The organism is Streptomyces angustmyceticus, assembly GCF_040701845.1.
GTDB classification, from domain to species: Bacteria; Actinomycetota; Actinomycetes; order Streptomycetales; family Streptomycetaceae; genus Streptomyces; species Streptomyces angustmyceticus_A.
In genome coordinates this window covers 893,137-914,073 of the sequence record NZ_JBFBHQ010000001.1, presented here as the reverse complement: position 1 = coordinate 914,073, position 20,937 = coordinate 893,137, and the positions used below count along the sequence as shown (strand labels likewise).

The following is a 20,937-nucleotide window of genomic DNA, read 5'->3' as shown; positions in this document are numbered from 1 at the left end:
CGGCCGTGCTTTTGCGTGCACGGCGTGAAGACAGCGCGGAACCGACCGCGCAGGCCGCGAACGGCGAAGGGACTGTGAGCCCGATGGCGATACATCCACCTCAGATCGAACTTTCCGTGACCGAGCCGCTGGAAGCGGCAGTCGACGAAAGCACCGCGCTCGCCCAGTACCCGGGGCTGCGCGGATTCCGGGCCACCCTGGGCGGTACACCGCTCGTCGAGGTGCCCGGTCCGCCCGGCGGGGCGAAGATCATGGCCAAGTACGAGCTCCGGAACCCGTCCGGCTCCGCCAAGGACCGCCCCGCGTACTCCATGCTCTGCCGCGCCATCAACGAGCACGTGGGCAAGGAAGGACCTTTGAAGGTTGTGGACTGTTCGGGCGGCAACATGGCCCGGGCGCTGACGGGTCTCAACAAACTCACGGGAATTCCCGTGCGGGCCGTGATGCCGGACACCGTGCCGCAGAGCCTCGTGACCCACCTCTCCGAGGGGGGCACCGTCATGGACCTGGTTCCGGCCGCCGAGTTCCCGCTCTCGATCATGCGGCGCGCCTCTCAGATCGCCGAGGAGGACCCGAGCTGGACGTTGCTGGCGCAGCACCGGAACATGGCGAATGTCGCTGCGCACCAGTTCTTCACCGGCCGGGAAATCGTGGGCCAGCTCGATGGTGCCCGACCCAGTGCCGTGGTGGCGGCGGTGGGCAGCGGAGGCATGCTCGCCGGGGTGGCGCGGGCGCTGCGGAGCATCGCCCCCGACCTGTCCGTCATCGGCGTGACCCCCGCGGAACTTCCCTACGGGACGTCCGAACCGCCCAATGCCTTGCCGAAGTTCGCCGGTGCCGGCGGGCTGAGCCACGGGATGCGCCAGCCGTTCGTGGAGAAGCTGCTCCCGGAGTTCGAGAGCGCCCAGGTCGCACATCCCGAAGCGCTCAGGGCGATGCGCGACTTCTGGAAGGAGACAGGCACCAGGATCGGCTCCTCGGCCGGCGCGAGCTGGCTGATCGCACGCGAGAAGGCGAAGAATCTCGGCCCCGACGACATCGTGGTCACGGTCTTCGCGGACTCCGGCTCGAAGGAGGACTGGGAGAAATTAGAAAGCATGGGGAACTGAGCCATGCTCCAGTCAAAAGCCGGCCGGAAGCCGGGATCGGCCGCCGTGCCGTTCGGCAACCGGCGCGCCGGAGACGGTCCGCTGTCCCGGATGCTCGAAGACATCGAGACGACGTTGGCCCGCGACCCCTCGATCGCCTCCCGGGCGGAAGCGGTATTCCACTCCACGCTGCCGGCGCTGTGGATCCACCGCGTCGCACACCACCTGTACAGGCGGCGGCACCGGATCACAGCCCGCGTACTGACGAGTTGTGCACGGGTGTTGACCGGTATCGAGATTCACCCGGGGGCCCGGATCGGCCGTCGGCTCTTCATCGACCACGGCACCGGCGTGGTGATCGGCGAGACCGCCGTGCTGGGGGATGACGTCACCATCTATCAGCAGGTCACGCTGGGCGCCGTGGGGTGGTGGCGGGACAAGTTGCGGTCCAGTGGGGACCGGCGCCACCCGCGGGTCGGCGACCGCGTCACGCTCGGCGTGAATGCCACGGTCCTCGGTCCGCTGGCCATCGGCGACGACGCCCTGATCGGTGCCCATGCTTTGGTGCTCGACAACGTTGCGCCGGGCCGCCGCATCATGGGCGAGCCCACCGTTGCACGCCCCGGAAAGACGACGGACATCTCCCGGGCGGACAGCGCCTGAGCAACGTCCCGTCCCTGGGGCCGGTTGGCCGGTGGGGAGCCCATCTGGGACAGGGAGCGGCCGGGGTGGGATGAGCGTGCTTCTTTATCGGAGTCGCCGGAGCGAACGGTGACATCCATGGCTCTGATGAAGAGTTGACCGAATTCCGCCACAGCCTCTGGCCGCATCCCTGGACCATCGGCTCACCTCTCGCCGACCGGTATCGTCATAAGCTTCCGGCCGTACGGTTTTTTCGGTGGCCAATGCGCCACGCCGGCTGTGGACGCCACGTTCCGAGGTATTTACGTTGAGCCGCGACGATCGCGGCCTCTCGCATGTGGCGTTCAGGCGGTCCTCTTTCCTGGCCCCGCCGCCCTGCGGCCATTTGGCCGGCCGGATCACTTCACCATGGCTGAACCGTATAAGCCTTTCGCCTCGGGCCGGGCGGTGCGCCGACCGCCGCTGCCTCCGGGCCCGACCGCCTCTCCGCCCCGGCTTGTGGCTCTCTCACCTCGGCGGTCTCGGTATTTCCACACACCAGCGCAGGCCGGGTGACTGGCTGGTTGGCTGAAATCACCGGCCAATTCGGCGCACTCTTTGCGGGCGGCCGTTCGGCTGCTCGTCGGTTGTCTGCTCCACCGGCCGTGTGCGGGACCGACGCGCCAACTGCTTCCGTACCGCCGAAGCCAGAAGAAGCAGTCGGCGTATTACTGCATGTCGATTCCCGGACGACTCGCGAGCGAAAATCGTTTGAGTTCCTGATGTGCCGGCAGGTTGTGTGGCTCATGCCACTGAGGCATTGGGGTCCAGTCATATGCACTTGGGGTATCTGCTGACTCGACAAGGCGGCATTGCTTTAAGGCCGAACCATTTCAGATCGAGACGGGGGACGTAAGCGGATGAATCACACCTCGGTATTAGCCATGTGCCTGGACCGGCTTTCCTGGTCCCCGGACCGCCTGGCCCGGGAGATCAACAGGGTCTGCGGGGAGGGCACCATCAGTGCCAAGGCGCCGTACAACTGGCTCAAGGGGTCGTGTCCGCGTCATGGTCTGCCCCGCGTCGTCTCCGAGATACTCGCCGAACGTCTGGGGGAGCCGGTGCCGGTCCACTCGCTGTGGCCCGGCAAATTCCCGCCCACGGCACCGGAGCCCGGCCAGGACCGACTGCCGGGCACACCACCGGCACCCTGCCACCCCGCATACACCGTCCCGGCAGTCCGGCGGCACCCGGCTCCGCCGATCACCGCAACGGGCGACCAGACCCTGATCACCACGGCCGTGGACTGGCTGCTCAACACCGACTCTCCGCCCGCCGCACGGCTACGCGGCGAGGAGGTCGACGCGAGGGCGCTGGGCATGATCAGCGAACGTATCGCCCAGTTCCGCCGGCTCGACGACGACCGCGGCGGCAGACTGCTGCTGGACTGGGCAGTCCAGGACCTGCGGTGGGCCAGGACGCTCATCGACACCGGTTCCTACGACCAGGAGACCGGTGTACGACTGCACGGACTCGTGGCCGAACTCTGCCAGCTCGCCGGCTGGGTGGCCGCCGACCTCGGTGACGAAGCCCACGGCAGGCTCTACCTGCTCCAGGCCCTGCACTCCGCTCGCTCCGCGGGCGACCGCGCGCTGGGTGCGCACATCATTTCCTGCCTGAGCTACTTGGCCACGTGGCACGGCCGGGGCGACGAGGCGCTGCGGCTGATCCAGATCGCCCGCAAGGGCACGGCCGACCAACCCCCGAGTCCTGGACAGGCCTTGCTGGCAAGCCGCCAGGCCAGGGCCCACGCCGCTCTCGGGGATCCGGAGGGGTGCCGGCGGGCGCTGGAGGAGACCGCCGGCATCAGCGAGGCCATCGACGAGACGCAGTGGATGACGGAGCCCAAAGGGCGGGAGCCATGGGCGTACTGGGTCACCCCCGCCGTGCTGGTGGGTGATGCCGGTCGCGCCCGGCTGGAGATCGGCAGGACGGGGCGCGCCGCCCTCGATCTGGCCCGTGGCCTGGAGCTGTTCGACGACAGCCAGCCACGCAACCGCATGCTGCACCACACCTCGCTGGCCGAGGCCCGGTTGTCGCTGGGTGAGGTCGACGGCGCGGCCCAGGCCGCCGGGGCGGCCCTGGATCTCGCCGGACAGGTGGCCTCGGCGCGCGGCCGGGCCCGCTTGGCCGGTCTGCGTCGGCAGTTCCAGCAGCACGACGCCGCGGAGGCCCGTCGGATCGTCCAGCGCACCGATCACGTATTGGACAGCGTGCAAAGCTGATCCGTGGCCGCCGTTCCGGGGGCGCCGGTCCGTCGAGAACCATGGGCATCGACGGGCCGGGCACGCCAACTGCGCCGCGCTGGTGTACCGGTGACCCTTTCCCGACGGATCCAAGCGTGTGGGTGCGCGCCGGGGCATCCGGCAGAGGAGCTTCGCTCTGCAGCTCTCTCTCGCGCCGGGCGTGCGGATCGCCTCCGTGCGCTTGCGCCCTCGTCGCTGCCGAGGGCGCAAGCGCCGTCAGCTTCCGCAAGGCCGCCGGCCGCACGCTGCGACGGGTACGGGCCGCGCACACACCCCTTCCACGCCGGAGAACCGACGTCACAGGGGACGGGTCGCCCCGGCTTCCGGCTCGGAGCCGGCAGCCGCGCAGTAGTGGCGGCCGATGGGGACGATCAGCGGGGTTCCCGAAACCGGGTCGGGGACGACCCGGCAGCCCATGCCGAAAACCGTGTGCATCAGTTCTTCGGTGATGATCTGCGACGGTGCACCCTCGGCGACGATCGTGCCGCTTTTCATGACCACGAGGTGGTCGGCGTAGCGGCAGGCGAGATGGAGATCGTGCAGTACTGCGACGACGGTGGTGCCCCTCTCGCGATTGAGGTCGGTCAGCAGATCCAGCACCTCGATCTGGTGCGGTACGTCGAGAAAGGTCGTCGGCTCGTCCAGCAGCAGCAGGCCGGTGCGCTGGGCGAGCGCCATCGCGATCCATACGCGCTGTCGCTGCCCGCCGGAGAGCTCGCCCACCGGGCGTTCGGCGAGCTCCAGGGTGTCGGTGGCGAGCAGCGCCTGGGCCACCGCGTCGTCATCCTCGGTCCCCCATCGCCGCAGCCACCCGTGATGCGGGTAACGGCCCTGGGCCACCAGTTCGCCGACCCGGATCCCGGCTGGGGCGACCGGGGCCTGCGGAAGGATGCCGAGGATGCCGGCGACCTGCCGGGGCGGCACCGAGTGGATGTCCCGGCCGTCCAGGCACACCGCACCCGAGGCGGGACGCAGCAGCCGAGCCAAGGCGCGCAGCACGGTGGACTTACCGCAGCCGTTCGGGCCCACGATCATGGTGACCTCGCCCGTGGGGACCTCTAACGACAGCCCGCTGACGACCTCCCGCCCGTCGTAGCCCAGCCGGATCTCCTCGGCGTGCAGCGCGTGCCGTTCACTCATCCGTTCCTGCCCTCCGCCTCTTCCACAGGGTGGTCATGTGTCGCGTCCCGCCCGGTCGGTGGCCATCATGAGAAGCAGATACGGGGCCCCGGCGACACCTGTCACCACTCCCACCGGAAGTTCCGTGGCGTCGAACAGATGTTGGCCGATGAAGTCGGACGCGGGCATCAGGACCGCGCCCACCAGTGCCGCCGCCGTCAGGGCGGGCCCGCGCCCGCGCAGCGGCACACGCGCGAGGGGCGCACTGACCAGGGCCACGAACGGCACCGGGCCGGCTGCCGCGGTGGCCACCGCGGCCAGTGCCACCGCCAGCGCCAGCAGCACCAGCCGGCGGTGCTCCACCCGGACCCCGAGCCCGGCCGCGGTGTCGTCGCCGAACTCCAGCACCCGTAGTGCGCGGGCAGACAATGCCGTCGCAGGCAACAGCAGGACCAGGCACACCGCGAGCGAGCCGGCATGCGGCCAGCCGTGACCGTCCAGGCTCCCCGTCAGCCACGCAAGGCTCCGCTGGGCATCACTGACCTGTGTGGCGGTCATCAGGTACGAGATCAGGCTGGACAGTACCGCGGCGACCGCGATACCGACGAGGACGAGGCGATGGCCGCTCACCCCTCTCCGCCACGCGAGCAGGTAGATGAGGGCGGCTGTGATCAGTGCCCCCGCCAACGCCCCGAACGAGACCGCCATCCCGCCCAGCCCGAGGAACAGCACGCAGACAACGGCCGTGACGCTCGCACCCGAGGTGATGCCGATGACGTCCGGACTGGCCAGCGGGTTGCGCATCAGGCTCTGGAAGAGCGCGCCGGACAGGCCGAATGCCGCTCCGCTCAGCACGGCCGTCAGCACCCGCGGCAGCCGTACGTCAAGGACGAAGAACTCGCTCTCCCATGCGGCCCTACCGAGCAACGGCCCGACGAGTGAACGCAGCACCTCGGACAGCGGCACGCCGAACTCGCCCAGCATCAGCGCGGCCGCCAACGTCCCGAGCACGGCGAGCACCAAGGCGGCGATCACCGTGTAGGTACGCCGTCCGACGCGGTGGCGCACCGCGGTCACGGTGCGACGTGCGGCTTCCCGGCCCTCCGTCTCCGCTGCCGCTGCGGCCCCTCCGGTCACGGTGTCGCCGCTCATCACCACTCCGCGAGCTTGTGCCTGCGTACCAACAGAACGAACACCGGGGCGCCGATGACCGGAGTCATCAGCCCGACCTGGAGCTCGGCAGGGCGTACCGCCAACCGGCCCACGATGTCCGCCGTCAGCAGCAGCAAGGGTGCCAGCAGCATCGAATAGGGCAGTATCCAGCGGTAGTCCGGACCGGTGAGCAGGCGTGCCACATGCGGCACGGTCAGGCCGACGAAGGCGATGGGACCGCACATCGCGGTGGCGGCTCCGCACAGCAGGACCACGGACAGCGCCGCCAGCATGCGGCCCCGTTCGAGGTGTTGGCCGAGGGAACGCGCGGTGTCCTCACCCAGCGCGAGGGCGTTGAGCATCCGCCCCGAGGCCAGCGCCAGCACCGCGCCGACAGCCACGAAGGGCAACGCCTGTCCGACGACCGCACCGTCCCGGCCGGCCAGCGAGCCCACCCGCCAGAACCTGAACTGGTCGAAGGTGTCCGTGTCGACCAGCAGCATCACGGTGAGCAAAGAGGTCAGGGCAGCACTCACCGCCGCCCCCGAGAGCGCGAGCCTGACCGGCGTGGCACCACCTTGTCCCCGCGCACTCACCGCGTGGACAAGACAGGCCGCCAGTGCGGCGCCGACAAGACCGAACCACACGTAACCGGTCAGGGCGGTGATCCCGAAGATGTCGATGCCGACGACGATGAAGAGCGCGGCGCCGGCGTTCACACCCAGAATGCCGGGGTCGGCCAGCGGGTTGCGGGCCACCCCCTGCATGACGGCACCGGCCAACCCGAGCGCCGCCCCCGCGAGCACCCCGAGGGCCGTGCGTGGGAGCCGCAACTCCCATATGGCCAAGTGGTCCACGTCGTGCGGTTCGAAAGGAAACAGCGAGTCCACGACCGTGCCCAGCGGCACGGCCCGCGTGCCCACAGCCGTGCTGACGGCCGTCGCCACGAGAAGGGCGAACAGCACGGCACCCAAGCCGGACAGCAGCTTGGCGCGGTTGCCTCTCACCCTGGTTTCCCCGTTCCTGCTCGCTGTTCACGGCCCGCGACATACGTGGCTCTTGCAACTACGGTGAGGCTAACCTCAGCTACCTGTCGCGTCGACACGCGAAGCCTCGAACACCCCCCCGTGGACCTGAGGAGAACGCATGCTGCCCCTGAACGGCCGTCGACGGTTTCTGACCACCGGTGCCCTGGGGCTCCTCGCGCTCGGCGCGGCGGGCTGCTCGCCCCCGGAGGCCGGCCGCAGACCGGCCGCCTCCGGCGACGGAAACGCCTGGAGCTTCACCGATGACGCCGAGCGCACGGTCCGGCTGGGCAGTCTCCCGCGGCGCATCGTGGCCTACGCCACCGCAGCCGCGGCCCTGTGGGACTACGGCATGCGCCCGGTCGGTGTCTACGGCTCCTTACGGAAGCAGGGCGGCGGCAAGGACGTCACCCTGCTCGGCGAGGTGGACCTGAGCCGTGTGGCCACGGTCGGCGGAAGCTGGGGCCAGATCAGTGTGGAGCGGCTGGGGAGGCTGCGCCCCGACCTCGTCGTCGACCCCCTCCAGTACGGCGCGCACCAGCTTGACCAGAGCAGCCTGGAGCTCACCGGAAAGCTGGCCCCCGTGGTGTCCATAGAGGTCTACGGGGCCACGGTCGACACCGCCGTACGACGCTACGCCGACCTCGCCACTGCTCTCGGAGCAGACTTCACCACACACGAGCTGCGCCGGGGGAAAGCGGCGTACACCGCCGCCCGCGACAGGGTCCGCCGGGCCATCACCGCCAAACCCGGACTACGGGTCCTGTTCGCCTCCGCCGACCACGACGGCATCAGGATCAGCAAACCGGGCTTCCCCTCGATCGCCGACTTCGAAGGCCTCGGCCTCGATGTCGTCAAACCCACCGGCGGCAGCACCATCTACGTGGAAAAGCTCTCCTGGGAAGTAGCCGACCGCTATCAGGCCGATCTGATCCTCCTCGACGTCCGCGCCAGCAGCCTCCAGCCGGCGGACCTGCGAAGCAACAGCCTGTGGCGCAGCCTGCCCGCCGTCCGCGCCGGCCGGCTCGGCACATGGCACCCGGAGCCCACCCTCAGCCACCATGGCATGGCAAAGGTCTACGACTCCCTGACCGCCACACTCACGGATGTCTGACGGTGTATCGCCGGAGTTCGGCTTCTCCGTGTCGCGGTGGGCGCTGGGTGGTCGCCGCACCGCTCCGAGGTGGACGTTGCGCTTCCCCCCTCGGGCGGGTCGAGCCGCTCGGCCGGGGGTTCCGACCGGGACGGAGACAACGGACGGCAAATGGCGCGGGATGACGACAGTCAGCTACTGGAGTCGGTGGCTCACCGACCAGGTGGCCGACGATCTCGACCCGCGGGCTTGGCGCCGGCGTCCCGCCGCGCGCCGGGCCGGCCCGAAGGTGCCCAGCAGCCACGGGAGGCCCACCGGCTTCCCGCCGAGTGACGAGAACTGGATCCCCTGATGACTTCTGTACTGCGAATCGACGTTGATGATCCGGACGTCGACATGGACCATGCTCAGCGTCTGCTCCATCGGGGCGAGCCCTTTACCGGAGAAGCAGCCGAGTACCAAAGCGGACGCCTGATCAGCCTGGACGAGTACACCGACGGAGTCCTGAACGGACCGTCACTCGAGTGGTACCAGACCGGGACGTTGCGTTCCGAGGGGAGGGCGCGGGGCGGCCGTGCTGTGGGTGAATTCAGGGAGTGGCACCCCAACGGGGTCTTGAAGTCCCGAAAGTTCTTCGACGGCGCCACCGCTTCTCTTCGTGACGAGGACACGTGGGATGAGCAGGGAGCTCCGCTGTCCTCGTGGCGCCGTGACGACAGCTGAACGGGACACACCGTGCCCGTGATGTGAGCGGACAGGTGATGCCATGACCCGACGCCGTGGCCCGCGGAGTTGCCGGCCGCACACCTGATCAAGGACGCGAGGAGGCGACGGCTGTGATCGCCTCCACCTCCAGCACCGCGTCCTGCCGCTGCTTCGTCGAGACGCGGGCGGCGGTGAAGGCATGGAATTCTGTGTCGACGCGATGCAGATGGGCCCGGCGCTGTCCGCCGTGACGGGTGCGAACAGTGCTGACCAGGGCGGCGTTCTTATGACACGGAATATTCATCGACGTCTGCTGCTTTGGGTCGTCCGACTGGGGCCTTGGGGCATCCAGGTCGGACTGCGACGGCCCGGCCCAGGCTGGGACATGCGGGGTTCGGGGTTACTGCCCCGCCACCACCAACCCCGCCTCGTAGGCGAAGACGGCTGCCTGGGTGCGGTCGCGCAGGCCCAGTTTGACCAGGATGCGGCTGACGTGGGTTTTCACTGTCTGTTCGGCGATGACCAGGCGGGTGGCGAGTTCGGAGTTGGAGAGGCCCTGGGCTATCAGGCGGAGGACTTCGGTTTCGCGTTCGCTGAGGTCGGCGATGCGTTCGTTGCGGCGGCGGGGGGTGTGCAGGCGGGAGAACTCCTCGATGAGGCGCTTGGTGACCGTGGGGGCGAGGAGGGCTCCGCCGTGGGCGATGGTGCGGACCGCGTCGGCGAGTTGGTGGGCCGAGGTGTCCTTGAGGAGGAAGCCGCTCGCGCCGACGCGCAGGGCCTCGTAGACGTATTCGTCCGAGTCGAACGTGGTGAGGATGATGATCTTGACGTCCGGGTTGTGTTCGGTGATCCTCAGCGTGGCCTCCAGGCCGTCGAGGACCGGCATCCGGATGTCCATCAGGACGACGTCCGGGGCGAGTTCACCGACCTGGCGGACCGCGTCCTCGCCGTTCACGGCCTCGCCCACCACGTCGATGTCCGGCTGTGCGTTGAGGAGGATGCCGAAGCTCTCCCGGATCAGGGTCTGGTCGTCGGCGACCAGTACGCGGATGTGGGTCGTCATGAGCCCTCGCCCTTCCCCGCATCCGCCGTCTCGGGCGTGGGCATGGGCGGAGAAGCCATGGCGCCGCGCCAGGGGGCACGGCTGTTGTCTTGTTTTCGTGGTCCGGTCTTCAGGGGGTTGCCCCCAGTGGAAGCCCGTTCCCTGATGCTCAGCACGCCGTGTCCCTCCCCGTCTGGCCGTCGCGCACCGGTTGCCGGGCTGTGGGAAACGCGTATGCGGAGGCCAGTCCGCCGTAGGATAACTCGAACTCCAGGGTCGGCAGTTGTGGCGTGGCGTGGTGTGATGCCGGCCGGCGCACTCTGGCTGGTGCGGGTCGCTCCGCTGGGTGCGGGGTGTTGAGCGTCTTCTGTTTGTCCTGGTGAGGTGGAGCGGCGAGGGGCCGGGGGCCGTCCACTCGTCCGTTGCGCGGGTGTGGGGTCGGTCGGTTGGCGCCGGTCGGCCCGGTCCTGCGGGGAATGCTCGTCGTCCCGGCGCTGCAGGGAACCAGGGAACCAGGGAACCAGGGACTCAAAGAACCAGGGGAACCAGTAGCTCTCGGTACTGAGAGGCGAGGCGTGGTCATACCTCGGAGCTACGGATGCAGTTGGCGCTTGAGCGGGACGCTTTCCCGGGTGTGAATTTCTAGCCTTCCAGTCAGTTGATGGAATCACTGGGAGGAACGGTTGCCGATGCGTGCTCATGGGTGGGGGAGACGTGGGCTGCTGGCGGCCGTTGCGGCAGCGATGGTGGTGTCGGTGAGTGCCGCCGCGCGGTCCGCTGTCCCTGGTACGCCCTCGCCGCCGCGGCTTCCCGCGGTCACGGCGGGGACGCTGGAGGCGCGGTACGCCGCGAACCGGGCTGCCGTCGTCGCGGCCGAGCGTGCTGCGCATCGGATGGGCGATGGGGAGCGCGAGCGTCATCTGCGCCAACTGGGCGCTCGGGGGCGGCACTTCCTGGACTTCGGGGCGGCGGGCGACGGGCAGGCGGTGGAGGTGCTCGGTGACCTTGCTGCCGCGGGGCGGATCGCTGTTCTGGTGCCGGGGTCGGACACGACGGTCGACACCTTCGACTACCTCGGGTCGCGCCGGGCCTCGCTCGGCGGTGGTGCCCGTGCGCTGTACGGCGAGATGCGCCGGGTCTCTCGCGTTCCCGCGGCCGTGGTGGCCTGGTACGGCTACCGCGCGCCCCGCACCATGAGCCGGGATGTGCTGAGCACGGCGCGCGCCACCGAGGGCGGTGGCCGGCTGCGGCGGCTGCTGGACGAGTTGCGGTCCGTGAACCCGGCGGCGCGGGTGACGCTCCTGTGCCATTCGTACGGTTCCGTGGTCTGCGGCAGCGCCGTTGGCGGCGCGGACCGCGCGGTGCCGTCGTCCCTCGCCGGCATGGCGGTCTTCGGCAGCCCCGGGATGGGGGTGGGATCCGCGGCCGCATGTCACGGCATACCGGTGTGGGCGGGGCGGGGAGCGGACGACTGGATCGCCGGGGCCCCGCACGTCAGCGTGCCCGCCTTCGGCGGGATGGTCGGTTTCGGCGCGGACCCGGTGTCCCGGTCCTTCGGGGCGAGGCGCTTCGACGCCGGTAGCGGCGGGCACAGTGACTATCTCGCGCCCGGCAGCCTCCCGTTGCACAACCTCGCGCTGATCGCCGCGGGGCGGACGTCGGAGGTCTCCCGTGGCTGAGGTACGTCCCCGCCCCGCTGTGCACACCGGTCCCGCCGCACGACCCCGTCCTGCGGTACGAACCCGTCCGACCGGACGTCCCCGCCCCGCGGCCCCGCCCCGCAGGGCGCCGATGCCCGGCGGCAGCGTGCCCGCCGGCCCGCCCCCGCGTTTCGGCCGGCTGCACGCGCTGGTGCTCCGGATCGACGCGGCGACCCCGGCCGACCGCGATCGGGCGATCGATGTGCTGCGGGCCCTGTCCGCCCTCGGCGTCGTGCTCGGCCACTGGTTGGTGACCGCCGTGACGCTGCGCGCCGACGGTCACCTCATGGGGGACAGTCCGCTGCGCCATATGCCCGCTCTGGCGCCGGTGTCGTGGGTGCTGCAGCCGCTGGCGGTCTTCTTCTTCGTCGGGGGGCGGGTCGCGGCACGCGGCTGTGCCCCCGTGGGGCCCACGCGCACGGCATACGGTCCCTGGCTGGTGCGGCGGACGCGCCGGCTGCTGCGGCCGGTGGGCACGGTGCTGTTCCTGTGGATGCTGGTGGTGTTCGGCCTGGCCGTCACCGGTGTCGCGCACGAGACGATCAGCACGCTGCTGAGCCTGGTGGTGTCGCCGCTGTGGTTCCTGCTGGTGTTCCTCGTGCTGACGGCCGCCACACCCCTCGTCCGGCGGGCGCCGGGGCGGATAGCGGTCGTGGCGTGTGCCGTGGTGGCCGTGCTGGATGTGGCGCACTTCGCCGGTGGCGGTGTGGCGTGGGTCGAGACGGTCCGCAAGGTGAACGTCCTCGCGGGGTGGCTGGTGCCGTACTGCCTGGGCGCGGTGTGGGCCGCCGGCGGCTTCGCCCGTCGCCGGTACGCGGTCGCCCTGCTGGTCACCGGAGCCCTGGCGACCGCCGTGCTGATCGTGTGGGGCGGTTATCCCGCCAGCATGGTCGGTGTCCCGGGCGCGGCCATGTCGAACCTCAACCCGCTCTCGCTCGCCGGCGTCACCTTCGGCCTGGCGCAGTGCGGCGCGGCCCTCCTGCTGTGCGGGCCGCTGCGTCGCCTGGTCGGACAGCCGCGATCCGCGACCGGTCAGCGTCATCTGTCGGGCGGGCAACGCGTTGCCACACCAGGGCAGTTCGCCTGGGCGGCCGTGGCACTGATGAACCTCTCCGTGATCACGATCTTCCTCTGGCACCAGACCGCGATGCTCTCGGCCACCGCGATCACTCTCGCGCTCACCGGTCCGCACGCCGGCCTCCACACCGTGCCCGACGGACCGAGTTGGGTCTTCGCCCGGCTCCTGTGGCTGCCCGTGTTCGTCCTGCTGCTGGTGGCGCTGTGCAAGGCGTTCCAGCACGTGGAGGGGGACTCGCGGGCGGAGCGGACGGAGCGAGGTGGCGGTCCGAGGCGTTGACGAGCCGAGTCGTGGGTGAGCCAAATCCGTGACCACCCGACCCGACCCGACTCGGCCCGACCCGTCCCGACTCGGCCCGTCCCGAGTCCTCCAGTCCGCGACTGCCCCCGCTTCCCCAGGTCCGGGCCCTAAACTTCCCGATATGGCTCTCTCTTCCGGCCCGCACTCCGGGCAGTGGCTGCGTACCTACCGGCCGGTGGCCGCGCCTCGGCTGCGGCTCATCTGTTTTCCGCATGCCGGCGGCTCGGCGAGCTTCTTCCGTTCCTGGCCGCAGCACCTTCCGGCCGACTGGGAGGTGAGTGCGGTGTGCTATCCGGGCCGTGAGACGCGGATGGCCGAACCCGCCCTCACGAGCATGGCGGAGCTCGCCGGCCGGATCGCCGACGAACTGGCACCGCGCATGACGTCCCGCACGGTCTTCTTCGGCCACAGCATGGGGGCCTCCGTGGCGCATGAGGTCGCGGCGCTGCTCACCGGGCGGGGGGCCGTGGGCCCGGCGGCGCTGCTCGTCTCGGGGCGGGCCGCTCCGCATCGTCTGCGGCGCCTCGGCAGCGGGGACGAGGGCCTCACCGATGAGGAGCTGCTCGCCAGGGTCGGCGGGCTCGGCGGGCCGGGGACGGAGTTCCTGCACGATCCCGAGATGCGCGAGCTGTTCCTGCCGCCGATCCGTGCGGACTACCGGCTGGTCGAGTCGTATGCGGAGGAGTCCAAGGCGCCTGCCGTCGACATTCCCGTTGTTGCCTACTTCGGGACGGACGACCCCGATCCGGCCCCCGACGACGTCCGGGCGTGGGCGGAGCTGACCTCGGGCCGCTGTGAAGCGCGTGCGTTTCCCGGGGGGCACTTCTATCTCGTCCCGCACGAGGCGGAGTTGGTCGGCGATATCCGGGAGCGGGTCGCCGCGCTGGGGTGAGACGCCGTGTGGCGCCCGCCCGCTAGCCCGCCAGCCGGCCGGCCAGCCCGTCGGCCCGGCGCACTCCGGTGCCGGCGCGCGCTCGCTCCTCCTCCTCCTCCTCCTCCGCGCCTCCGCCGTGCGTGGCGGCCGGCCGGCCGCCCCCTCCTCACCGCCCCCTCCGCCGGTGATCCAGATAGAGGGCCAGTGCTCCCAGGGCCAGCAGGCCGCGGGGCAGGCCGCGCCGTTCGCCGCCCTGGGCGGTGCCCCGGTGGGTACGGCTCGTCTGGAAGGACAGCTGGCGGTTGGACACGTCGTCGCCCAGGGCCCGGAGTTGCTGGCCGGCGGACGCGGAGCCCAGGAGGGTCTCCAGTGCGGTCCGGGCGCCCTGTTGCCAGGAGGCGGCTTCGCCGAGGAGCCGGACCATGATGCCGGGCACCTCCTTCTGGAAGACCTTGGCCAGTGCCAGTTCCGGTGCCAGGCAGCGGACCGAACCCTCCAGGTTGGCGAAGGACTTGCCGAGGATCGACACCGCCGGGCTGGAGGCGATGCCGCGCCGGCTCGCCTTCTGGAGGACGGAGGTCAGTGTCACGCCGAAGTCGAGGTCGTCCAGGGAGGCCGAGGCGATCTTGGGGACCAGGGCGGCCATGTCGGAGCGGAAACCGGGGATGTCCGACCAGGGGGTGGCGCGTCCCATCTCGGTCCACGCGGTGGCCAGGCCGTGCCCGTCGTTCTGCGCGACGCACATCAGGACCAGCAGGAGGCTCATGCTGGTGCGCTGGTCGATGCGGCCGACCATGCCCCAGTCGATGAGGGTGGCGGGCCCGCCCGGGACGGCGAAGACGTTGCCGGGGTGCGGGTCGGCGTGGAAGAACCGGTCGATGAAGTACCCGCGGTACATGAAGGCGAGCAGTTCGCGGCCCATCTCCGCGCGCTCGCGGTCGGAGAAGTCCGCCTGGTCGATACGGCGTACCGACGTGCCCGGCGCCATGGCCTGCACCAGGACGCGCGGCTTGGCGACGATCACCTTGGGGACGGCCAGCGAGCGGTAGCCGCGGATCGACTCGCGTGCGCGGTCCATGTTGTCCGCCTCACCGGTGAAGTCCAGTTCGGGTTCCATGGCGTCGAAGACGATGCCGAGCATGGACTCCACGTCCACGACGGAGCTGAAGCGCGGCGCCCCGCGGGTGACCATCCGGGCGGCGCGGCGCAGCATCGCCATGTCCGTCAGGACGTCGTCACGGATGCCGGGCCGCTGCAGTTTGATGACGCCCGGCCGCCCGCCGGCCAGCGTCACCCGGTGGACCTGTGCCAGGGACGCGGCGCCCAGGGGGCGTTCGGTGTCGATGTCGTCGAAGCGGAGTTTCCAGTCCGGCCCCAGGTCGCGCTCCAATACGGGCTCGAAGACGCAGAAGGGCTGCACCGCCACCTCGTCGTGGAGGTTCTGCAGTTCGGCGATCATGGAGGGCGGGACCATGTCGGGCCGGGTGGAGAGGATCTGTCCGATCTTCACGTAGAAGGGGCCGAGGCTCTCCAGCGCGCCGCGGACGGCCCGGGCCCGCCGCTGCTCGGGGTCCGCCCCGCCGGCGTGCCGCGCGGACCGGCGGGTCTCGTCGGCCACCAGTTGCCCCAGTACCTTGGCCACCACGCGTACGCGATCACCGACCTTCCGCGACACTCGCCGGGTACCTGCCTTCCTCGCCGTGTTGTCGGTACGGCCCGGTCCTGTCCGTAGCGTCCGGGCCTTGTCCTGTCCGCACTGGGGCCCTGTCCGGCCGTGCCGGCGACGGCCGGACAGGGGGAGACGCATCCGTCAGCCGGGTCCTACGCCCGCGCCTTCGGCATTTTCGGGATCAGGCCCTGGACGCCCTCCAGCACCCCGGTCAGCGTGCTGATCAGCTCGCTCAACTGGGCGATCTGCTGCGGTAGTTGGGCAAGGCCCCCGGCCATGTCCGCCGCGCCGCCGACCATCTGGGAGACCTGGCCGGCCGCGGCCATCGGGTTGAGGCCGCCCGCCGCCTGGCCGAGGCCCGCGACGGGGTTCGGCAGGCCGCCGCCGGCCAGCAGGCCCAGGGCGGCGGCCGGGTTGCCGGCGGCGCCGAGGGCCGCGAGGGGGTTGCCGGCGAGGGCCAGTGCCGCGAGCGGGTTGGCCCCGCCGCTGTTCTTCTTGCCGCTCCTGCCGGTGAGGCCCTGCACCGCGGCGAGGGTGCTCAGGGAGCGGAGCGTCTCCGCCGGCAGACCGGCGAGTGCCTGCAGCGGCAGATTGGCCAGGCCGAGGTCCGTGTCCTTGTCGTCGTCATCACGATCCAGGAGCTCGTCGAACGCCTTCTTCGTGTCATCGGCGATGTCACCGATGAAGTCCTTGAACGTGTCACTGGTGCCCATGAGCGCAGTCTCCTTGGACTTCGAGGGGACGGGCACCCCGAGCGGGGGCCCGCTGGTGCCGCTGGTGCGGCAGCTTTCGTGGCGCCGCCGGGCTCAGCCGGCGGCGTGGTGCGGGACGGGGTGCCTGCCGCGTCCGTGCAGCAGCAGCCCGGCCGATTCGGGGCGGTGGCCGCACCAGACGACCCGGCCGGTCAGCAGGGTGTGGTCCCACTCCTCCCGGGCCGCCTCCAGCGTGCAGACGATCCGCACCGGAGCCGAGGCGAGCAGTGGTTGGCCCAGGTGGAAGGCGTGGGAGACACCGTCGAAGCGCCGCTGCGGAGGGCCGGTGGCGAACCGCTCGACGAGATGGCGCTGTTCCCAGCCCAGCACGCTGACCCCGAAGGCACCGCTGCGGCGGATCCACGACAGGGTCTGGCCCGACGAGGTGAGGGAGACCACCAGCGCGGGCGGGCTGAGGGACAGCGAGAGCAGGGCGCTGACCGTGACCCCGACGGGGCCCACCGGGGTGTTCGTCGTCACCACGGACACGCACGACGGCACATGGGCCATCGCCGCGCGGTAGATGTCGGCCGGCGGGGCCTGCTGCCGGGCGGTGTCAGGGGGTGCTGTCACAGGTTTCCTCCTCCTTGACGGCGCGGGGTGCGCGGGCGCCCCTCAACCGGTGGCGGTCTTGTCGCGCAGGATCCGGCTCGCCGAGTCCAGATGACCCGCCAGGTGGCGGTAGGACTCCCAGACGCCGGTCTCGGTGTAGGCGATGTCCCGCTCGCGGCAGAAGTCCCTGACGATGGGATACGCCCGGCGCAGTGCGGAGCGCGGCATGCCGGGGAACAGGTGGTGCTCGATCTGGTAGTTCAGCCCGCCGTGGAAGAAGTCGCCGAGCAGGCCGGTCGGCAGCGTCCGGGCGGTGAGCACCTGCCGCTCCAGCCAGCTCCACTCCCGGCCGGTGCGGGTGGGCAGTCCCTTGTGGTTCACGGCGAAGCCCAGGCCGAGGAGGTAGCCCAGCAGCCCCTGGTGCACGGCGAGGAAGAGCGCCGCGGCCGGCAGCGGCAGCAGGACGAGGACGGCCCCCAGGTAGAGCGTCACATGTGCCAGTAGCAGACCGCCCTCCAGCCACGGGCGGCGGATCGCCCGGCGGCGCAGCGCGATGAGGCCGGCGATCCGCAGGACCACCGCCTCCAGGCCCAGCAGGGGGAAGAAGAGGTAGCGCTGATTGCGGGCGAGGAAGTGCGCCAGGCCGGAGCGCTGCCCGGCCTGTTCGGGAGCGAAGATCGCCACCCGGCGCAGGATGTCCGGGTCCAGCTCCAGATGGTTGGGGTGGTTGTGGTGCCGGTTGTGATGCTGCACCCACCAGCCGAAGCAGACGCCCAGCGCGAGGTTGGCGTGCACCAGGCCCAGCACCTGGATGGTCCGGCGGTGGCGGGAGATCTGCCGGTGCCCGGCGTCGTGCACCACGAAGGCCAGCTGCTCGGACCACACGGCGAGCCAGCCCGCGACCAGGACGACCTGCCACCACTCCCGGTCACAGCGGGCCAGGGCCGCCCAGCCGAGCCCGTTCAACAGCCAGATCAGCGCGATCCGGCCGGCATAGCGGGCCCGGCGGGGCTTCATCAGGCCCGCGTCGTGGACCCGCCGGGACAGCTCGCGGAAGTCCTCGTCCCGGTCCGCCTCCTGGTGCTGCGCCGCGTCGTCGTCCTGGGCGACCCCGTTGATCCGGCGTGCCGCGCCGCCCTCGGCCGGGGGCGGGGCCGGCACACCGCGCCCTGCCGTCGTGCTCATCCGCCCAGCCCCATGTAGGCGAGCCGGGTCTGCTGGGTGCGGCGGGACCACTCCAGGGCGGTACGCATCCGCTCCTCCGCGGTGGTGTCGACGAGCCGGCGGCCGGGCCACACCTCGTAGTCGCCCACGAGGGCGCGGTGTTGCTCCAGCCCCTGCTGGAACAGTTCCTCGCGCCGGTGCGTCATCTCCTGCACCGGCAGCCCGGCCCACAGCCGCTCCCCGCTCTCCAGCAGTGCGCCGATGCGCGCCCGTTCCCCGGGGCGGCGCCGCAGATGCCGCCGGACGATGGTGGAGCCCACCGAGAGGTGCCGGATCTCGTCGATGCCCGCCGCCCGCTCGATCTCGGCGGCCGGGGCGTCGAGCGGCCGCCACTTGCGTTCGCTCAGTTCCGCGGTGGGGGCGAGGACCCCCTCGACCAGCACGGTGAGGGTGACCACCCCGCCGATGTAGTCGTGGTCGTCCTCCAGGACGGACCGCCCGAAGCGCTCCAGCGGGTCCAGGACCGCTTCCCGGTCGGCCCCGGCGAGCTTCTCCATCGTGTCGGCCAACTCGTCCTGCGGGACGCCGAGTTCGTGCAGGTGGCCGCGGAAGGCGTAGGCGTGCCGCGCCTCGTCCATCAGCTGGGTGGTGAAGAAGTCCAGCTCCGCGAGGTCGGGTGCCTGGGCGACGAGGTAGCTGAGGGCCCGGGCCGCCTTCTCCTCCGCCATCGAACGGAACGCCATCTCCTGCATGACCGCCTCGCGCAGCGGGCCGTCGAGGAGCATGTGGTCCGGTACGGCGACGTCGCGGGAGCGGCCCATGGGGTCGCCGCGCAGGGTGCCCTGGGGCACCGCGCGCAGCCAGTAGGCGATGTCACAGCCTTCGGGGGTCAGCTCGGTGGTGAGTGCTCCGTCCAGCAGGTCCGGAGCCCGGTCGGGATCCGCTTCGCGAGGGACGGTGCCGGGTGCCACGCTCAACATCTCGGTTCCTCTTTCGGTGGTGTCGGTGGTCGACGGACTGGTCGACGGGACGGCGGAGTCGATGGGCCGACGGGCTGGGGAACACGTGGGGGAGGGCGGCGGGAGCAACGGGCGGGTCCGGTCGCCGGCCGGGCGGAAGAGCGGGGACGAGGGGCGGGGCGCCCCCGTCAGACCGTCCTCGTCAGGCGCAGCAGGTTCCACACGGCCGCGGCGCTCACGCCGTCCTGGAACGCCAGGTACTCGGGCTCGATGTGCTGCGGTCGCCACTTGAGCTTGAAGGACTCCTGGGCCGCCGCGGGGTAGAGCGCCTGCCCTCTGCGGGCGAGCAGCTCCAGCACCCGCCGCAGGAAGGGGCTGGACGGCCGGGGGCCCTCGACGGGGTCGCCGAACTGGACGAACGGGGTGAAGCCCAGGTGCAGCCAGCCGCAGCCCTCCTCCTGGAACTGCTGGAGAGCGGTGGCGAAGAGGAGATCGACGGTTCCGGGAGGGGCCTGCGGCGACCGGCGCGTCAGGTCGTACAGCCAGCCCGCGCGCTCCCCGAAGACCGGCGAGTAGGAGACATAGCCCACCGTGCGCCCCTCGTGGGCGGCGGTGAAGAGCCGCCGGTAGGGCCTGCCGGGGCCGCCCCGCTCCCCGATGAGGAAGTCCAGCTCCTTGACGTGCCGGCCCTTGGCGCGGAGCCAGGCGGCGTCCACGCGGTCGAGGGCGGCGGCCCGGTCCGGATCGTCGGCCTCGCCCGGCGGGCACTCCCGGACCGTCACGTCCTCGCGTCGCGCCCGGTTCACCATGTTGCGCACCTTGACCATGCGCTGGCCCCGGAGGCTGTAGCCCTCCAGCGCGATGCTGAAGGACGCGCCGAGCTGGTTGACGACGAAGCCGTGGCCGGCGTGGAGCAGGGCGTCGTCGTGGGAGAGCTGGACCGCGCCCACCCGCCGGCGCTCGCCGCGCGCCCGTTCCAGCAGCGCGGCGAGGACGCGCTCGCGGTCGCCGAAAGCGCAGACCGGGCCGCACAGTTCGAACAGATGCCGGCTGCCGCTCTCCCGGTAGGCGGCGAACCCGTCCAGGCCCGCGGGGCACAGCCGGCGGATGCCGGTGTTCATGGTCAGGAAGGCGCTGCTGTGCCGGCCGTGGCGGCGCAGCACGTCCACCGCCTCGTCGTCGCTGAGGGCGGCCGGGGCGGTCACCGCACGGCCTCGCTCGGATGCCGCCCGGTGCTCCGGCGCGGCCCCGGCGGCTTCCCCGGCGCCGCGTCGGACGGTGCCAGGGCGTACCAGGGCACGGTCGCGAAGGTCCGGAGCGCGGCGCCCACCGCCGGATGTGCGACGGGCTCGAACGAGACGGTGAAGGACTTCACGAAATTGCCGAAGAGACCCCGGTCCCCGCACAGATGGAGGGGGATCACGAGCAGCGCCCACTCGGGGCCGGCGGCCCAGATCCAGCCCGCGACGACCAGCCCCTGGAAGGCGAGGCTGTGCATCAGGTTGTAGAGCACGTAGTAGGCCCGGTGGATCCGCCCGTCACGGCTGCGCCGGAAGGCCACGGCCCCCGGCAGGTAGCCGATCACGTCGATGTACGCGAAGAGGACCACCGCCACCCACCAGCGGACCGCGCCGAGATGGGCCACGAAGAACCCGCCCGCCACGGCGAGCCCGAGGAGGTACTCCAGCCTCAGCAGCCGGTAGGTGGTGGGCGTCTGGCACAGGTTGTGGGTGTCCAT

General features: G+C 71.1%; 20 protein-coding genes. 8 read left to right on the top strand and 12 right to left on the bottom strand.

The genetic code is table 11. From position 1 onward, the window contains the following. The first annotated feature begins 116 nt into the window (after positions 1–116). From AB0411_RS03895 to AB0411_RS03885, 3 genes are all read left to right on the top strand, one after another. Positions 117–1,109, top strand: coding sequence for a PLP-dependent cysteine synthase family protein (locus AB0411_RS03895; RefSeq protein ID WP_366415574.1), 993 nt, complete (start codon positions 117–119; stop codon positions 1,107–1,109). Between the two features lie 90 nt (positions 1,110–1,199). After that, a complete protein-coding gene (epsC, locus tag AB0411_RS03890) occupies positions 1,200–1,751 on the top strand; it encodes a serine O-acetyltransferase EpsC (RefSeq protein ID WP_366415573.1) in 552 nt (183 codons plus the stop codon). Positions 1,752–2,629: 878 nt separating this feature from the next. Continuing rightward, positions 2,630–3,994 (top strand): hypothetical protein, encoded by a 1,365-nt coding sequence (locus AB0411_RS03885; RefSeq protein ID WP_366415572.1) that lies wholly within the window; start codon positions 2,630–2,632, stop codon positions 3,992–3,994. A gap of 318 nt (positions 3,995–4,312) precedes the next feature. On the opposite strand, the gene AB0411_RS03880 is transcribed toward AB0411_RS03885, so the two are convergent. Genes AB0411_RS03880 through AB0411_RS03870 form a run of 3 tightly spaced genes read right to left on the bottom strand, consistent with a single transcriptional unit; the run spans position 4,313 to position 7,293 of the window. Then, complete coding sequence (locus AB0411_RS03880; protein ID WP_366415571.1) at positions 4,313–5,155, bottom strand: ABC transporter ATP-binding protein; 843 nt, start codon at positions 5,153–5,155, stop codon at positions 4,313–4,315. A 33-nt stretch (positions 5,156–5,188) separates the two neighbouring features. Beyond that, positions 5,189–6,286, bottom strand: coding sequence for a FecCD family ABC transporter permease (locus AB0411_RS03875; protein WP_366415570.1), 1,098 nt, complete (start codon positions 6,284–6,286; stop codon positions 5,189–5,191). Then, the gene (locus AB0411_RS03870) at positions 6,286–7,293 is read right to left on the bottom strand and encodes a FecCD family ABC transporter permease (protein WP_366415569.1); all 1,008 of its coding nucleotides are present in this window, start codon (positions 7,291–7,293) and stop codon (positions 6,286–6,288) included. The genes AB0411_RS03875 and AB0411_RS03870 overlap by 1 nt, the downstream gene beginning before the upstream one ends. Before the next feature lie 139 nt (positions 7,294–7,432). Here AB0411_RS03870 and AB0411_RS03865 point away from each other — a divergent pair, with 139 nt between their 5' ends. Beyond that, the gene (locus AB0411_RS03865; protein WP_366415568.1) at positions 7,433–8,425 is read left to right on the top strand and encodes an ABC transporter substrate-binding protein; all 993 of its coding nucleotides are present in this window, start codon (positions 7,433–7,435) and stop codon (positions 8,423–8,425) included. 330 nt (positions 8,426–8,755) lie between these two features. Beyond that, complete coding sequence (locus tag AB0411_RS03860; RefSeq protein ID WP_366415567.1) at positions 8,756–9,127, top strand: toxin-antitoxin system YwqK family antitoxin; 372 nt, start codon at positions 8,756–8,758, stop codon at positions 9,125–9,127. Between the two features lie 88 nt (positions 9,128–9,215). Here AB0411_RS03860 and AB0411_RS03855 read toward each other — a convergent pair whose 3' ends face one another. After that, a complete protein-coding gene (locus AB0411_RS03855; RefSeq protein WP_366415566.1) occupies positions 9,216–9,413 on the bottom strand; it encodes a hypothetical protein in 198 nt (65 codons plus the stop codon). A gap of 96 nt (positions 9,414–9,509) precedes the next feature. After that, a complete protein-coding gene (locus AB0411_RS03850) occupies positions 9,510–10,172 on the bottom strand; it encodes a response regulator transcription factor (RefSeq protein ID WP_366415565.1) in 663 nt (220 codons plus the stop codon). 668 nt (positions 10,173–10,840) lie between these two features. Here AB0411_RS03850 and AB0411_RS03845 point away from each other — a divergent pair. From AB0411_RS03845 to AB0411_RS03835, 3 genes are all read left to right on the top strand, one after another. Beyond that, entirely contained in the window at positions 10,841–11,830 is a 990-nt protein-coding gene (locus AB0411_RS03845; protein WP_366415564.1) for an alpha/beta hydrolase, read from the top strand. Between the two features lie 112 nt (positions 11,831–11,942). Beyond that, the gene (locus AB0411_RS03840) at positions 11,943–13,208 is read left to right on the top strand and encodes an acyltransferase family protein (RefSeq protein ID WP_366415563.1); all 1,266 of its coding nucleotides are present in this window, start codon (positions 11,943–11,945) and stop codon (positions 13,206–13,208) included. A gap of 142 nt (positions 13,209–13,350) precedes the next feature. Then, the gene (locus AB0411_RS03835; RefSeq protein WP_366415562.1) at positions 13,351–14,121 is read left to right on the top strand and encodes a thioesterase II family protein; all 771 of its coding nucleotides are present in this window, start codon (positions 13,351–13,353) and stop codon (positions 14,119–14,121) included. A gap of 148 nt (positions 14,122–14,269) precedes the next feature. Here the strand turns inward: AB0411_RS03835 and AB0411_RS03830 are convergent, their stop codons facing one another. From AB0411_RS03830 to AB0411_RS03800, 7 genes are all read right to left on the bottom strand, one after another. Next, a complete protein-coding gene (locus AB0411_RS03830) occupies positions 14,270–15,778 on the bottom strand; it encodes an ABC1 kinase family protein (RefSeq protein ID WP_366415560.1) in 1,509 nt (502 codons plus the stop codon). Positions 15,779–15,924: 146 nt separating this feature from the next. Next, the gene (locus AB0411_RS03825) at positions 15,925–16,485 is read right to left on the bottom strand and encodes a hypothetical protein (protein WP_366415559.1); all 561 of its coding nucleotides are present in this window, start codon (positions 16,483–16,485) and stop codon (positions 15,925–15,927) included. A 93-nt stretch (positions 16,486–16,578) separates the two neighbouring features. Next, positions 16,579–17,097: a flavin reductase family protein gene (locus AB0411_RS03820; RefSeq protein WP_366415558.1), complete on the bottom strand. Its 519-nt coding sequence runs from the start codon at positions 17,095–17,097 to the stop codon at positions 16,579–16,581. 42 nt (positions 17,098–17,139) lie between these two features. Beyond that, positions 17,140–18,261, bottom strand: coding sequence for a fatty acid desaturase family protein (locus tag AB0411_RS03815; RefSeq protein ID WP_366415557.1), 1,122 nt, complete (start codon positions 18,259–18,261; stop codon positions 17,140–17,142). Then, on the bottom strand, positions 18,258–19,220 hold the full coding sequence (locus AB0411_RS03810) for a VlmB-like protein (RefSeq protein WP_366415556.1): 963 nt from the start codon (positions 19,218–19,220) through the stop codon (positions 18,258–18,260). Before AB0411_RS03810 ends, AB0411_RS03815 begins: the two co-directional genes overlap by 4 nt. Positions 19,221–19,387: 167 nt before the next feature. Beyond that, positions 19,388–20,404, bottom strand: coding sequence for a DUF2156 domain-containing protein (locus AB0411_RS03805; RefSeq protein ID WP_366415555.1), 1,017 nt, complete (start codon positions 20,402–20,404; stop codon positions 19,388–19,390). Continuing rightward, positions 20,401–20,937, bottom strand: a complete 537-nt coding sequence (locus tag AB0411_RS03800) for a hypothetical protein (RefSeq protein WP_366415554.1) — start codon at positions 20,935–20,937, stop codon at positions 20,401–20,403. Before AB0411_RS03800 ends, AB0411_RS03805 begins: the two co-directional genes overlap by 4 nt.